This window comes from Chryseobacterium sp. HNCC26DJ239 (assembly GCF_057180445.1).
This window is the reverse complement of sequence record NZ_JBXUGJ010000003.1, coordinates 82,371-99,131: the sequence shown is the minus strand read 5'-3', so window position 1 is coordinate 99,131 and position 16,761 is coordinate 82,371. Positions and strand designations below refer to the sequence as shown.

9 protein-coding genes are annotated in these 16,761 nt (G+C 36.5%); 3 read left to right on the top strand and 6 right to left on the bottom strand.

The features are described 5' to 3' along the window. The first annotated feature begins 148 nt into the window (after positions 1-148). The 3 genes from ruvB to coaE are packed head-to-tail and all read left to right on the top strand — an operon-like array spanning position 149 to position 2,745. Complete coding sequence (gene ruvB, locus AC2A1D_RS07115; protein ID WP_484043325.1) at positions 149-1,171, top strand: Holliday junction branch migration DNA helicase RuvB; 1,023 nt, start codon at positions 149-151, stop codon at positions 1,169-1,171. Positions 1,172-1,231: 60 nt separating this feature from the next. Then, on the top strand, positions 1,232-2,098 hold the full coding sequence (locus AC2A1D_RS07110) for an MBL fold metallo-hydrolase (RefSeq protein WP_484042947.1): 867 nt from the start codon (positions 1,232-1,234) through the stop codon (positions 2,096-2,098). A gap of 2 nt (positions 2,099-2,100) precedes the next feature. Then, positions 2,101-2,745, top strand: a complete 645-nt coding sequence (coaE, locus tag AC2A1D_RS07105; protein WP_484042946.1) for a dephospho-CoA kinase — start codon at positions 2,101-2,103, stop codon at positions 2,743-2,745. A 111-nt stretch (positions 2,746-2,856) separates the two neighbouring features. On the opposite strand, the gene AC2A1D_RS07100 is transcribed toward coaE, so the two are convergent. The 6 genes from AC2A1D_RS07100 to AC2A1D_RS07075 form a co-directional block, all read right to left on the bottom strand. Continuing rightward, positions 2,857-7,500: a GEVED domain-containing protein gene (locus AC2A1D_RS07100; protein WP_484042945.1), complete on the bottom strand. Its 4,644-nt coding sequence runs from the start codon at positions 7,498-7,500 to the stop codon at positions 2,857-2,859. A 377-nt stretch (positions 7,501-7,877) separates the two neighbouring features. Continuing rightward, a complete protein-coding gene (locus AC2A1D_RS07095; RefSeq protein WP_484042944.1) occupies positions 7,878-10,841 on the bottom strand; it encodes a reprolysin-like metallopeptidase in 2,964 nt (987 codons plus the stop codon). A gap of 176 nt (positions 10,842-11,017) precedes the next feature. Beyond that, positions 11,018-13,039, bottom strand: coding sequence for a T9SS type A sorting domain-containing protein (locus AC2A1D_RS07090; RefSeq protein WP_484042943.1), 2,022 nt, complete (start codon positions 13,037-13,039; stop codon positions 11,018-11,020). Positions 13,040-13,148: 109 nt separating this feature from the next. Next, complete coding sequence (locus AC2A1D_RS07085; RefSeq protein ID WP_484042942.1) at positions 13,149-13,811, bottom strand: DUF6048 family protein; 663 nt, start codon at positions 13,809-13,811, stop codon at positions 13,149-13,151. Further along, positions 13,777-14,253, bottom strand: coding sequence for a DUF6452 family protein (locus AC2A1D_RS07080; RefSeq protein ID WP_484042941.1), 477 nt, complete (start codon positions 14,251-14,253; stop codon positions 13,777-13,779). Before AC2A1D_RS07080 ends, AC2A1D_RS07085 begins: the two co-directional genes overlap by 35 nt. A 1-nt stretch (position 14,254) precedes the next feature. Then, positions 14,255-16,726, bottom strand: coding sequence for a zinc-dependent metalloprotease (locus AC2A1D_RS07075; protein ID WP_484042940.1), 2,472 nt, complete (start codon positions 16,724-16,726; stop codon positions 14,255-14,257). Positions 16,727-16,761 lie beyond the last annotated feature (35 nt).

The following is a 16,761-nucleotide window of genomic DNA, read 5'->3' as shown; positions in this document are numbered from 1 at the left end:
CAAAGCAAGTAGCGGTAAATCTAAACCTTAAATTTTCTCTCTCAAAAATACTTAAAAAATCTGTTCTGCTCAAATCTAAATTTTTATGCAATCTCAACCTCTGTCTTTGCCTAAATTTCCTATCTTTACGCTAAATGAAATTGAATTAATGCCCGACTTTTTACATCCAGATAAAGACAATTATTCGCGAGAAGAGCTCATTCAGGAAGAGCAAATTCGTCCGCAAAGCTTTAAAGATTTTGCCGGACAAAGAAAAACTTTGGAAAATCTTGAAGTTTTCGTGACTGCTGCCAAAAAACGTGGCGGCGCTCTCGACCATGTTCTTTTGCACGGCCCTCCCGGTTTGGGAAAAACTACTTTAGCCAATATTATTGCCAACGAATTGGGCGTAAACTGCAAAGTAACTTCCGGTCCTGTTTTAGACAAACCTGGAAGTCTTGCCGGTTTGCTTACCAATCTTGAAGAAAACGATGTGCTTTTTATTGACGAAATCCACCGTCTATCACCAGTTGTAGAAGAATATTTGTATTCTGCGATGGAAGATTATAAAATCGACATTATGCTGGAAACAGGTCCCAATGCAAGAAGCGTACAAATTGGGTTGAATCCTTTTACTTTAGTTGGAGCGACCACAAGAAGCGGAATGCTTACAAAACCGATGTTGGCAAGATTCGGAATCCAAAGCAGACTTGAATATTATACGATTGAACTTTTATCAATGATTATCATTAGAAGTTCGCGAGTTTTAGGGGTAAAAATTTATGAAGATGCAGCGATTGAAATTGCAAGAAGAAGCCGAGGAACTCCGAGAATTGCCAACGCTTTGCTAAGACGTGTTCGAGATTTTGCCGAAATTAAAGGAAACGGAGAAATTGAAATCAACATTACAAAATATGCGCTAAATTCTTTGAATGTTGATGAATACGGTTTGGATGAAATGGATAATAAAATTATGCGTGTGATGATTGAAAACTTCAAAGGTAAACCTGTCGGAATTTCTGCATTGGCAACGTCTATCGCAGAAAACCCTGAAACTTTAGAGGAAGTTTACGAACCTTTTTTAATTCAGGAAGGTTTTATTATCAGAACTCCGAGAGGAAGAGAAGTTACAGAAAAAGCGTACAAGCATTTGAATATTTCGAAGCCGAAAAACCCTGGAGAGCTTTTTTAGTTTAAAATTTAGCGTCTAAAGTTTGATGTCAAAAAAAATTTACAAATACATAAAAATCATATGAAGTTATATCCAATACAGTGCGGAAAATTTAAATTAGATGGCGGTGCTATGTTTGGAGTCGTCCCGAAAACGCTTTGGGAGAAAACCAATCCTGCCGATGAAAAAAACTTAATCGAATTGGGAACTCGTTCTCTTTTGGTAGAAGACGGCAAAAAACTTATCCTTATCGATTGTGGTTTAGGAAATAAGCAAGACGAAAAATTCTTCGGACACTACTCTCTTTGGGGAGACGATTCTTTAGATAAAAACCTAAAAAAATATGGTTTTGTAAGGGATGATATTACCGATGTTTTCTTAACTCACCTTCATTTTGACCACTGCGGTGGTGCTATCGAATGGAATGATGATAGAACGGGTTACCGACCGGCTTTTAAAAACGCAAATTTCTGGACCAACGAAAATCATTGGCAATGGGCAACAGAACCTAATGCAAGAGAAAAAGCAAGCTTTTTAAAGGAAAATATCTTACCGATGCAGGAAAGCGGGCAATTAGCACATTTGCCACTTCCAACAACAGGTAATTATGGATTTGCTCCAGACTTGAAAATGGATGTTATTTTCGTGGACGGACATACCGAAAAACAGATGCTTCCTGTCATTCAATATCAAGAAAAAACGATTGTTTTTGCGGCAGATTTAATTCCAACTTCGGGGCACATCAATCCTGTTTATGTAATGGGATATGATACAAGACCTCTTTTAACAATGGAAGAAAAAGCCAAGTTTTTGAAGCAATGCATCGATAACGATTATCTTTTGTTCTTCGAACACGACGCACATCACGAACTAGGAAGTTTAAAAATGACAGAGAAAGGCATAAGACTTGATGAAACGTTTAGCTTTAATGAAGTTTTTGGATATTAATTATGATTGACGAGATACGAGAAAAGAGTTCTGAAGAAGCCGAACCCCAAAACTCGGAAATAAAACCTAAAATTATTGGTTTAACAGGCGGTATTGGCTCTGGGAAAACAACGGTTGCCAAATTTATCGAAGAGTGCGGATTTCCGGTTTATTATTCCGATGATAGAGCAAAATCTATAGTAAATGATAATGAGGTTTTAAAATCTCAAATAAAGATGCTTTTAGGAGAAGAAGCTTATGATGACTCGGGAAACTACAACCGAAAATATGTTTCAGAAAAGGTTTTTAATGACCAAGAACTGCTTCAAAAACTCAATGCAATTATTCATCCGGCAGTAAGAATAGATTTCGAAGAATGGGTGAAAAAGCAGAGTAAATATTTAATTTTTAAAGAGACCGCTCTTCTTTTTGAATTAAAACTGAACCTCCAATGTTATAAATCTCTTTTGGTAACTGCCGAAGATAACATTCGAATTAAAAGGGTGATGGACAGAGACCAGAAAACGTACAGAGAAGTACAATCTGTTGTTCAAAAACAAATGCCGGAAAAAGAAAAGATAAAACTGGCAGACTACATTATTTACAACAATACTGATGTTGAAGATTTAAAACAACAAACCGAAAAAATCATTTTCGAGATTGAATAAAAACAAAAACCGCTGAATTCAAAAAGTCAGCGGTTTTTTTTATGAATGGTTCAATATATTAAAAAAAATAGGCTCTCAGAAATGAGAGCCTATTCTATTAATTATCATTTATTATTCTTTAATAAATTTCTTCTGAACAGTTTTGTCGCCATCTACTAATTCAATAACATAAAGTCCGTTGATTAGTTTGCTAACGTCAATCTTGTTGTTTAAGATGATACCATCAGAGATTAACTGACCAGCTGAACTGTAAATTTTGTATTTAGTTTTTACACTTACATTTTTCACGTTCAAGATAGAGCTTACCGGGTTAGGGTAAATCATAATGTCAGTTTGGTTAAGAGGGTTTACAACCGCTTGCTTAACGATTTTTACTTGATAATCTTCCACTTCACCATCATTAAAGCTTGTACAGTTTACAGGAACACTTCCTTTTTGTAATGCAACTCTCATTGTTACATATTTGTAATCTGTAAGACTTACAAACGCATCAGTTGGTACTGTGAACGCTGCACTTGCTGTAGATGCGGTATTTGGACCATCTGAAAGAACTTTTTCATTTACGTCGAAATAACCATTTCTGTTGAAATCGATCCAAACTGCAACACCTGTAGCAGAACCAGAAGCAGAATTTTTTTCAACTTTCACTACGTTACCTTGGCTACCTTGTACTAAAGTAATATGAGTAAGTGGATTACCTGTATAATCTGTGTAAGTAGATCCAACCGAAGAATTTTCCATAGCAGTTCCGCTAATTGGCGTAACTGTTACTTTGCTAATATATTCACTTGCTGCATTTCCAGAAGCCATTGGGCAATATGTTACCGTAGGAGTTGTGAAGTAGTAAAGTGGTGTAAAGTTACCAGGAGTACCAGTACAAACGTTTGCTACCTGCATTTCATATTTAGTTAATTCTAGAAGACCAGTAATTGTATATGTATTTGTATTTACGTTTACTGTAGTCCAGCTAGGAATACCTACTTTTCTATATCTTAAGACATAGTTACCAGTAGCACCTGTTCCAGTATAAGCATCCCAAGTAACTTCTGCCGAAGTTGGATTTAGCTGTGTAATAGTTAATCCTGGAGGAGGAACCTCGCAAACTCTAATCGTAGTAAATACTTGCGGATTAGACCATTGGTTTATTGTAGTCTCACCATTACAAATGTTTGCTACCTGAACTTCATAAGTTACATAAGAGCTTAACCCTGAAATAACAACTGTATTTGCTGGCGGAGCCGGAGCAGTAACAGAAATCCAAGTTGTAGTACCTACCACTCTGTATCTAACAACGTAAGTCGCACTAGGAACAATTGGGTTCCATGTTACCGTTGCTGAAGTAGAAGTAACATTTGAAACAACTACGTTTGGTGGTGTCGGATCACATCTCGTGGTAAATGTCGCAATAGCTGTTGGTGTTCCTGGTGTACCATTACAAACCGCAGAAACTTGTACTTGGTATGTAGTAGCAGGAGTTAAACCAGTTAAAGCCAATGGTGGGTTACCATTAAGTGAAGAGGCATTTACACTAATCCAAGTAGTAGAACCTAAAGGTCTGTACTGTACAATGTAATTAAGATTATTTGCAGACGCTACCCAATTTACATTAGCAGATGTATGCGTAATAGTATTGAATGTAGGAGTAGATGGTGCAACATTACTACATGGTCTTAATTTCACATAATAGTCTTCTACTTCACCATTTGCAGGATCGCTACACATTACTGGCGCCCCACCTCTTCTTAACACTACTCTCATAGTAGTATTATAAGTCCCTGTATACACTCCGGTTGAAGGAACAGTAAATGTTGCTGTAACAGGAGTTGCAGTACTTGACGCAGAAATCAAAATTCTTTCGGCATCAGTAAAGAAACCATCTCTATCATAATCAATCCACGCTGTTACTCCGTCACTATAAGTTGTACCCGTTGCCCAACCTTTTGCAACAGAAATTTGATTACCAGAAGAACCGATCTCAAGATTAATTACTGGAGTTGGGTATAGTGTATATCCGTTTTGAGTTGTTGTATTACTCATTACTGCTTGTCCCGTAGGAGTAACAGTTACATTTGCAATATGATCATTAGTACCTGTGCCTACCATAGGACAATAGGTTAATGGCGGAGTTGTAAAGTTAACAGATGCTCCCCAAGCTCCCCAAGTTCCGTTACACATTGCTTGAATTTGAACTTGATATGCAGTTTGCTCTGTAAGACCTGTAATAGTATACCAGCTTTGTCCGATAGGTAATTCGATATAACCAAGAGGTGCAGGAAGCCAAGCTCCTGTAGTTCCTTGTCTCCATCTTACTCTATAAGTAGCATTAGCTGTTGGCAACCAAGAAATATAAGCTGTTGTAGCGGTTAAATTAGTTGCTGTTGGTACCGGTGCCGTTGTACTACAAGGAAGAAGATCAATTAATTTAACTGAATAATCCTCTACTTCACCATAACTAAATGTACCACATGCTGATGGTGTACTAAATTCCTGAATGATTACTCTCATTCTTAGGTTTAAGTTACCTGCATATGCACCTTGAGCTACCGTAGGAACGGCAAAAGGCGCTGAAGTATTTATTGGTGTAGTATTTGAAGCCTGATTTAATACTCTTTCACTATCTTCAAATGTTCCATTTCTGTTCCAGTCAATCCAAACTACTGTTGCATTTCCATAAACAGTTCCTGGCCAATCTCTTTTTACTGATACTATGTTATTAGGAAGTCCTCTAATAAAAGTAACTAATCTTGTAGGATCATTTGTATAATCACTATAATATGGAGCTGCTGTACCAATAACTGAATTACTCACCATTTGAGGCATTCCGTTAGGAGTTACAGTAACGTTTGATATAAACTCATCTGCATAATTAGCAGAAGCCGTACAGTAAGATATTGCAGGGGTCGTAAATGGGTATGAAGGAGAATAAGCACCTTGAGTTCCGTTACAAACTGTTAAAACCTGAACCTCATAAGCAGTAAGCTCTGTAAGACCTGTCATTACATAGTTACTTGTAAGAGGAGTTGTTAAGTTTACCACTTGCCAAGTTCCACTTGGGGTTGTTCTATATCTTACAATATAAGTAGCTCCAGAAGCAGGCAACCAAGAGACGGTAGCCGAAGTTGGAGTTAATTGTCCTACAGAAATATTTGCAGGAGGATTTGTTGTACAAGGCTGCAACACTTCTGCCACAAGTTGTACTCTAGGAATGGTTGAATATCTTGCATTTGCTGTTGGAGGCGATGCAGGATCTGGATTAGTACCATCCGCATAATACAAAATACCTCTATTAGCACCTGCAGTGTAGTTGCCCCAGTTTTGAGTACAAGAATATCCTGTAACATTTTCATCTACGGCTATCACAATATTAGATGTACCATCCCAAACAAAAGGGTTATTCAAGGTAAGTTCTACCCAAGTACCTCCAGTCATTGTAGGTAATGTTCCAGAATAAACCTGTTGAATATTAGCTAAAGGAATCCAGCTCGTAGTTGTTGGGAAGTCAGCCACTGTTGTATTCCCCATGTATACTACCCATTGGTTGTACAGGGCTTGGTTACTCGCAGTAGACTGTACGTAGAATTTAATTTTTGTAATTAAATTATTTGTACCAATTGCGCCAGCAACTTCTGATGCTGTATAAATTTGTTGTGAATAACTATATCCAAAACAAGAATAAATTGGTAGGTTACCGAACGAGCCTGTACCACCTCCAATTTGTCCAGGAGTAAATGAAGGACCAGCCACCCATGTACTTTTATCGTTTGCAGAACATACTGATCTTACCCACCAATAATAAGTAGTACCCGTTACCAATGGTGATAATGGTATTGATGTTGACGTTGTAGGAGTTCCTGTAGCAGTTGCCAAAGGAGCCGTGTTAGTGGTATTGTATACATACTCATACCCTACCCCCGGTGCAGGTGTAGGTGCAGACCAGCTAATATTACCAGTCGTTGGTGATGTTGCCGAACCTACTAAATTTGAAGGCGCAAAACAAGTTGGAGGCGTCCAAGTATATGTTAAGCCATCACTAGGCATACCTGGAGTTGCGTTTACTGTGTTAAAAGCCTGTGATGCCGTATTTACAGCACCATTTACAGAAGCAGTATATGCTACAGTAGTACCATTACTTCTGTTATTATAATCTGCGTTTGTAGTGCCTCTTAAACCAACTTGAGCTGTACTGGCATAACTTGTTGACCCAACTAAATAAGAACCAGCTTTATAAACTACAGCAATTGTACTCGTTGTCTCTCTTAACCTTATCTGAAACGAAAAAGTATAAGCAGAAGTAGTAACAGTAGTATAAGTCGGTCTGAAATCTTTCCATTGGATAACGATTTCTCTATTTGGAGCAGTACCTTCAACTCCCCAACTCACAGTACCAGTAACACTGGAAATATTGAATACTGTGTTAAGGTCTCTACCAAATGCAGAAACTGCCCCCGTGTAAGTTTCGGTACTCGAAATAGGGCTATACGTTCCCGCACCAGGAATGGTCGTTCCAAATGTAATAAACCCATTGGTTGAGACATTTAATGAAGTATAATTTACTCCATTAAAAGCAAAAGCAAAGGGAAGAGTTACGGGATAAACTGCATTATCAAGAGAGTTTGATGCAGTTGCTGTCGCTAATACTGTGGGCGACGCCAATGCAGTATAGGCTCCTGTAGACTGTGCAAAAGTATAGGAGCTCACCTGCGCATTCGTCAAAAACGCCAGTATTAATGAAAAAAGTAGTAAAATCTTCTTCATATTTTTTTTAAATATTAAAATCCATAAGGACACAAAAATTATACATAATTTGAATTAATAGATTTGTTTGAAATGTTTAAAAACAGTGTCGTTATTAAACCGAATTAGAATCTGGGATGAGTAAAATGTAAAGAATTCCTTCATAGGCTGTTTAATTTTAATTAAATACAAATCTAATCATTTTTAATTATTTACATCAAAAACGCGAGTCTTTTTTTACGAAAATTTCATTAAAAAATAAAAACTTCATTCATAATCTAAAAATATTTTAATGTAAACTATGAATAAATAAGCATTCTAAAGATTTAGGTAAAATAAATTAAAAATAAAAAAACCTCAGAAAATTCTGAGGTTTTTAATACATATTGATAATATGATTACTTTTTGATAAACTTAACCGTTTCTGTAATCTCTTTATCTTTTATCGTGATAAGATAAGTGCCTTTAACCAATTCAGCAACTCTCACTTGATTATTACTAATCAATCCAGATTTCACTAATTGACCAACTGCATTATGAATTTCAAATTTAGCGTTATCTGATACTTTAGTAATATTCAATACTTCAGTTGCAGGGTTTGGATATACTTGAACTAAATTTTTAACAGCCGAAGTTTCATTAGTACTTAATACCGGAATAAGAACACTATAGTCTTCCGCCTCACCATATGCAATAGTACCACAGCCTGCATAAGTAGAGCCAAGGGAAAGCCCTGCATTTCCTGCACCAGCATAATACAATATCACTCTCATTCTTAATGGTGTATTAGTAACTGCGGTTGCTGGAACTGTAAAGTTTCCAGTGATTGGACCAAATGGAATAGCTACAGGATAATTAAATATTCTTTCTGTACTTTCAAATGTTCCATTATTATTATAGTCAATAAATACTGCAGATGTATCCCAATCAGCATTAGCAATTGTTATAGATATCGTATAAGTATTGCCTGCAGCTAAATTTGCTTGCAAAGCAGTATTAGTACTATAATTAGTATAATTAGAAGGACCCGAAGTATTTGTCATTAATGTTGTTGCATTATAAGACAAAGTTACATTAGAAATATACTCAGCTTGAGGAGAATTTGTTGCTGTAACTGTACAATACGTAAGAGTTACTGTCGTAAAGATCGTACTTGCCGAGAATGGTCCTTGAGTACCACAAACTGCCGCAACTTGCACCTCGTAATTAGTCGCAGAATTTAATGCTGAAAGACCTACAGTACTAGTTGCAGAAGTTGTTTGCAACCATGTTGTTGAACCAACTGGTCTATACTGAATAACATAAGAAGTAGCCCCCGAAACAGCCGGCCAGTTTACCGTAGCAGAAGATGCCGTTATAGTTGTAACCGTAACACCTGTAATAGCAGTACCACATGTTGCCTGGGCAGCTACAGTCATTTGCTTCAACGCATAGAACACATTTCCGATAGACGAAACTCTTAATACAACTGTTTGCCCATTCAATGTTGTAGGGAATGCGGCAACAGATTCTGTACCATCGTTGGCTGTTGATGCTAAAAGCGTCGTCCAAGTAACACCACTGTCTGTAGAGTAATCAATTTTTACATTTGGAGAGTTATAAGCTCCAGTATTGGTATTTACAACATCCCAAGTAATGGTGTTTGTTGTATTACTATATAAATAAGCACCTGTTGTCAATTTAAATGGCCCATCTGCTCCAACCGTAATTGTTTGGGTTGCCGTTTGCGTTTGCTGCTGTGAAACATTGGCATTGTTATCACGAGCTGTAATGGCAAAGTTCATTGTTCTTGCAACCATTGGAGCTGACTCCCAAGTATTAAGAGAGTTATCTAAAACACCCGCCAATACAGAAGAGAATTTAGGAAAATATCTTGTAGGACTGGTTGTAGGGGTAAACGATCTAAAAGCAGCACCATACGTAGTTGTCCCTAGATTTGTTTTATTAATCGTTTGTGCCGTTGTTGTTCCGCTATCCACCTGCTCCCAAGTGTAAGTCATAGGATCATTTTGAGGATCTGTAACAGAAGCAGTTAAAACAAAAGCAGTTCCTTTAGGAATTGTATACGAGGGTAAACTTGAAATTACTGGTGGATCATTTGCTACACTAGTTTCAACATCACAAGTTTTAGTAATTAAATTAGCTTGAACCTGTCCAATACTTGCTTTGTGAAAATATGCATCCGAATGAGCCTGAACATCCGTATTAGCTCCTGTGATTCCCGCATACCCCATAATGGTTGAACCAGATCCGGGCTCCATATTCACATTTGTACCTTCAATACCATGAGAAAAAGTATGGTTTGCTCCCAATTGATGACCAATTTCGTGAGCTACATAATCGATATCAAAATTATCCCCTTGAGGAATACCATCGGCCGGAGATGTATAACCAGATCCTTTTCCTTTTGGAACAGCAGTTGTAGGTGCAATACAAACACAACCAATACAACCTGCATTACCACCGCCACCTGAAGCACCAAAAAGATGTCCAATGTCGTAGTTTGCGCTTCCCACATTTGCAGTAAGTGCATTCTGAAGCTCTAAATTCCAAGCCCCAGCTGCTCCAGTTGCCGCATCTGAATAAGGATCGGTTGCTGCGTTAGTATAAATTACATTATTATAACTTTGTAAGTTAAGGTGAAGAGCGAAGTCTTTTTCAAATACTCCATTTACTCTTGTTAACGTAGCATTGATAGCTGCTAAAGCTCCTGCAACCGTACCACCATGAAAGGTAGTGTACTCCCCTGTAACCGACATTACCAATTTCATGGTTCTGTATTTCTTATCTGAGTTTTTACTCATATCTGAAAACTGGTTATTGAAAGAGTTTCCTCCTTTTGTCATTTCCTGAATCTGTTGAAGAGCACTTGCACCTTCTTCAGTAGAACAAACGAAAGGTTTAGAACCTGTGTTTTTTGTTTTTGGATGTACCGTATATACCGTTTTATCTGCACCATACGCGTCGATAAACTGGTATTCTCCTCCCCCTATAATCATAGATTGGAAGTCATTAGGAGCTAAAGAAAATCTTAAGAATTTAGTAGGATCATCTACCCCAACCCCAACATAAGAACCCAAATCGTATTGATCTGCAAGTTCTTTTACAACCACAGGAAAGCTGTAAACAGCAAATCTCTCCATTTTACCTCGTAAAGTGGGCAATAAAATTTCAACAGGCTTTGCATTGGAACCGGTTTCCTGAGCATTTTTTAATTGTTGCTTAAGAGTACCAATATCAAGCTTATATTGCTGTTGAAGAGGATCGCTAACCACGCCTCTCTTTTGGGCAATAGGCGTCCATTGCGCGAAAGCAACCCCTCCTAACGCTCCTATAAATAAAGCAGTAATAAGTTTTCTCATAAAAATGAATTATTTTTGAATTTTTTGTAAACTTTTTGCCAAATTTAAACAATATAAAACAAAAACGCTCTTAAATAATGTAGAATTTAACAGAAAATAACATATATTAAAATATTGCAATAAAAAAAGCTTGCGAAGTGCGCAAGCTTTTTTTACTGTAAGTATAATATTTAATACTATTTTTTAATAAATTTCATAGTATTAACTACTCCTTTATCTTTAATAGTAATGATATATGTTCCTTTAACTAATTCAGAAACTCTTACTTGATTATTATTAATATCTCCTGCTTTTACCAGTTGTCCAACCGCATTATGTATTTCAAATGTAGCTTTATCAGAAACTTTTGTAATGTTTAAAACATCAGTCGCAGGATTTGGATAAATACTGAAAGTGTTTTTAGTAACCTCAGAAGTACCTAAAGTTTGCACCTTCATCAATTTTGTTTGAGTTGTTGAATAATGAGATCCTGTTAATAAAGTAGATCCTGCAGTAGATTGAATATTGTAATAACCACCATAAGGATAAATTCCGTCTCCGTAAGAATCATTTATTGTAAATGTATAACACTCTCCTGAGTTAAGAGTCCAGTTTTGTGTAATCAAAGCAGGAAGTGCTGCAGTATCTACGTAAGGACCACCGCTGTACACTACTGTTCCGCCGCTATTAGTAAGTTGCCAAGTAGTTTCACTTCCATACTGATCTAATTGTAGATTAAATACAACATTTTGATTAACTCTTGCCGCAGCACCAGCATAGTTTACAAAAATATTACTATTTGACGATCTTTGGTCTGTAACACCATTTACTGTAGAAACACTAATGTTCATATAACCTCCCAAAGCGGCGGCCGGCATTGGTAAAGATATTATAGCATACTTATCTTGTGCTAAACTACCATTCCAATTATAAGTTTGCGTCAAATTATTAACCGAATAAGTAATAACTGCTGAAGTCATTACAGCAGTCCCTCTATTATACAAAGAAATTTTAACGGGAAGAGCTGAACTAGTACAGGTAGGAGCAGTACATTCTCTTTCAAGCTTCACTTCTGCATCATTAGGGAAAAGCGGTATCGCAATGTCTTTTGTAGATGTTTTAAGAGTAACTCTTCGAGGAGAATTATTCATTACAGCTGTAATACGCTCTTTTTGATTGATTGTAAAAATATTCATACAAGCATCATTTGTATAATCCATATAATTCTCAATCATGTCATTACCGGGAGAGGCAGGACAAGAATCTACAGTTACACAACTGGAATTTGCCGCAGCAGCAGCAGGAGTATCTAAACAGTAATCTTTATTACTATCTGTGGCATTTACAACACATGATGATGTATCTCCCCAAATATGTCTCAACCCTAAAAAGTGTCCAACTTCGTGTGTCATTGTTCTTCCCTTATCATATGTTGTGGCTAGAAAAAAATTTCCATTTAAATTGTAATCTGAACTACCAAAATATGTATAACCAGCTACTACACCATCTGTATAAGCTTCCCCTCCATTTGCATTAAGGCCACCTAAATTTGATCCAGAAGGAAATTGAGCATATCCTAGTAAACCAGCATTGCTAAATTGCAAGCTCCACATATTCAGATATTGCGTAGGATCCCAAATGGTCTCAGGTTTTACAAAAGCATTAATATTTGCATTTGACCAACTTGCCTGACAAAGATTTACTCTATTGATACCGTTTGTTGGGTTTCCATTAGGATCTACTTTTGCAAGTGCAAACTGAATTTGTGTATCTGCTCCTACTGGATTGGTATTGTAACCAGGCGTTCCCACAAGACGTCTGAAATCATTGTTCATTACAGTAATTTGAGATTGAACTTGTTCATCAACGATATTGGGAGCTGTACCATATGCTTGTCCAGCATGAATAACATGCACTACAACTGGTATTGTAACAATATTTCCTGTTTGAGACTTATTGGCTTTTTCTTTTTCAACTAAGGGAGCCAACCATGCTTCAAACTCTTCTGTCGTCATTCTCCCAGGAAAATGCTTCTTCAAGAAGGCTTCATATTCAGTAGAAGAACATCTCTCAAGCCCACCCCAATTTAACAATTCATTTGCTGATGGGTGAGAAAAAACTGCATTTTTATCTCCTTTAACCGCTTGTGCGTTTACAAGAGCAGCATTAAAGACAATAGATAAAACTGACGCTTTTAAAAAAGTAGATTTTTGAAACATATTTATTATTTTCTTACAAATATAACAATAAATGTAGAAAATAAAACAAAACGCTTATACAACTAATTAAAAACCAACAGAAACGAAAATATAATATTAAAAGGATGTGCTAAAACTTATACGCTAAATTCCAAGAAAAGCCCATATTAAATTTGTTGGAGCTTTTGCCAAAACCAGGTACAATCATTGGTACCACATCATCTTGTTTTGAAGTTGCAACCAAATAATGTGGTTGTACATTTACATCAATAAAAAAATTAGATTCAAAAAGCTGAACTCTGCCTCCCAATGTTGCTTCTAACCAAAAAGAAGATTGTGAAGATGCAGGTAGTGAAACCGAAGCAGTACTTCCGCCATAACCTCTTACCGGAATTGCATCATATTGTTGATTATAAAATGATCCTGCAACTTTTCCACCCGCGTAAAAACCATTGAATTCGTTTTCCGGGTCTTTTGCCAACATATAAAAAGCTCCAAGTTTCACAAAAGGTCCATTTACTTTGGCATCGTAACCATTCTTTTGGTACACATTTTTTTCAAAACCAGCTTCTACAAGACCATGGGTATTGTTTTTAATTTTTGAAGAAACAAACCCCTGAAAAAGCTGCCTGTCTGAGAAAAAAGAGACTGTAGTATTCAAAACATCAACACCTACCATAAAATTGGGTTTGTACTTCCAAACTTCTTTCGGGTTCTCTTCTTTTTTTTCCTGAGCAAAAATCTGCAAAGCAAGCAAACTAAAAAATAAGGAAAAGATTAGTTTTGTCTTCATTTTCAATAGTGTTTAATCCGTTTACCACCGCAGTTACCACGTTTGGTGTGATTAATTGTGAATTTACGTTTTGATAAGTTTTCTTAAAACCGCATCCTGGAGATACATAAGTAGAGGTTGTCGTATAATTTACTCTTACTTTAGACTCAGTTTCATTTTTTCTCGTCTTAAAATAGAGATCAGTATAAGGAGAATCATCCACACGAAGCGGAATAAAAAGCGAATCTACGCTCGCCGTTTTTCCAAAGTCTGAGATACTTCCACCATAATCTACTCTTAAATATAAAGAATCTACTCTTTTCAACTGTCCGCTAGAATTCCTGAATCTCACCTTCATTCTAGGAGAACCTTCACCACTTTCGCAGATATCATCATCGCCTCCACAACTTACCAAATTTGCTAAGCCAAGCAATAACACTGCATATTTCAAAAATGTTTTCATTTTATTTTGGGTCTAAAGCTTTTTCAATTCTATAAACGAGATCTTCGTAATGATATTTTACCACAGAATCTGAAGCCGATTTACCAGCAAGCTCTTTTTTAATTGAATTTAAATTTCCTCTTACAATCGCAGCAACATCAGACTTGTCGTTCGAACGAGATGCAGCCAATCGAATTTGGTGTTCTACATAATTACGTTGCAGATTTCTTCCGTACACATCCGGATTATCTTTTCTGATGATTGAATTGTTTAAATCTGAAAACAACTCCACCAAAGTGTAAGTTTTGGGATCAATGGTCTCCATTTGATTCATTTTCTGCAACACCATCGGACTTAATATTCTGCTTAAAACCCCAGTTTGCACATCATCAATGGTAGATACAGGTGTTTTTCCTGTTTTTTCGAAAACCTCCTTCTTGATTAACCAACTCGGCGTCGTGAAAATATTATCTTCTAAAAACTTCATCGCTTCTTTTTGGCTTTCTTTTGAAACTGGTTCGTAAACAACGCCACTTTGCTCAATGGTTTTTGGAGTTTCCATTTCACCACCAATATATTTAGAAACGTGACCTGCATATCTTCTGAACTGCGTTACCACCTGATCGTACATCATCCCGAGATTATCAAAATCTTCGTTTGGTTTTGCTGTCCATTTTTCGAGATTATCAACAATTCTTTTTAGGTTTTTAATTCCGTAAGTACTTGCAACCATCGCATTGTCTCCTACTTGCTCACTTTGAGATCTTGGATCAAAAGAATTACTTTCAGTACCGAACCAAAGTCTTTCATTTTTAAGGTTTTTGATGACCCAATTATTCAAAAACTCTTTTTCTGTTTCGGGAGTTTTATAATCGTAAAATCTTCTGTAACCCCATTCAATTGCCCAATCGTCGTAGTCACCAATTCTTGGCATAATTCCGGCATCGCCAATGTGATCTTCTGGTTGTGCAACGTAATTAAAACGCGCATAATCCATAATCGAAGGTGTATGACCGTTTTTTTCTACCCATTTTTTATCTCTCAACTTTTCAACCGGAACGGTAGAACTTGATCCATAATTGTGTCTTAAACCCAAAGTATGCCCAACTTCATGAGAAGAAACAAAACGAATTAATTGTCCCATCAATTCATCATCAAACTCAATTTTTCTTGCTCTTTCGTCATTAGGTGAAGCTTGCACAAAATACCAGTTTCTTAAAAGCTGCATCACATTATGATACCAGTTAATATGACTTTCTAAAATTTCCCCAGTTCTAGGATCGGAAATAGACGGTCCTGAAGCATTCGGAACATCTGAAGGTTTGTAAACAATAGCAGAAAATCTCGCATCTTCTAAGCTCCAATCTGGATTTGTTTTCAAATCTGGAACTTTTGCAACGATAGCATTTTTAAAACCTGCTTTTTCAAAAGCTTTCTGCCAATCATTAACTCCTTGAATTAAGTAAGGAACCCATTTTTTAGGCGTTGCAGGATCAATGTAAAATACAATAGGTTTTGCCGGTTCTACCAATTCTCCTTTTTTATATTTTTCTAAATCTTGCGGTTTTGGCTCTAGTCTCCATCTTTTTACTAAAGAAACTTTCTTTACGCCTTGAGGATCCAAATCGAAATCTGTATAACCAACAGCAAAATAGCCAACTCTAGGATCAAAATATCTCGCCTGCATTTTGTTTTCAGGAAGTAGAACAAAGGATGAATTGATTTCAACGGTATAATTTCCGCTAATTTTAGGGGCGTCTTTTGCCAATTCTGGCGGAAGTTTCCCTAAAGTTCTTGCAAATGTTTTCGTGGTGTTGATTTCTATATTTGTAGGATACGATTTTACAAAATTCACGAAAGACATATCTTTCTGAAAAGCTCCAACTCTAAAAGATTCTTTCGCCCAAACCGAGAAAGAAGTAAGTTCTGTATCTGCATTCAGAATGTCGGAAACTTCGATTACTGATGTTTTTTTATTAACTCCGTACGTTTTAACGTCGAAAGATTTAATAATAGACTGCACATTATTTCTCGTTACAGAATTGTACATATCAGAAGTAGAATCTTTGGCATAATCTACAAAAGAAATCGAGCGCAAAAGAATTTTATCTTTTGGGCCTTTTTCAAATGCGACCACTTGTTGCCCAATTTGATCACCTGCATAACCAGACATTCCGGAACGCATTCCTGCAGCAGCTTTCGTTAATCTTGTAACCAAAAGAAATTCTTTTTTCAGAACAGAATCCGGAATTTCAAAATAGTATTTGTCATCAATTTTATGAACTGTAAAAACGCCTTCGTCTGAAACAGCTTTATCGGTAATAATCTCTTTATAAGGTTTAATCGGAGATTTCTTTTTATCATCTTCTTTTTTTGCTGCAACAGGTTCTTTTTTTGCAGCAGCAGAATCTTTTTCCTGTGCATGAATAGTCTGAGTAGACAACATCATCACAACAGAAGCTAAAGCCAGACTAAGGTTTTTCACGTTTTTCATTCAGTTCTTTTTGATTTTTATAAAATTAAAAGCTT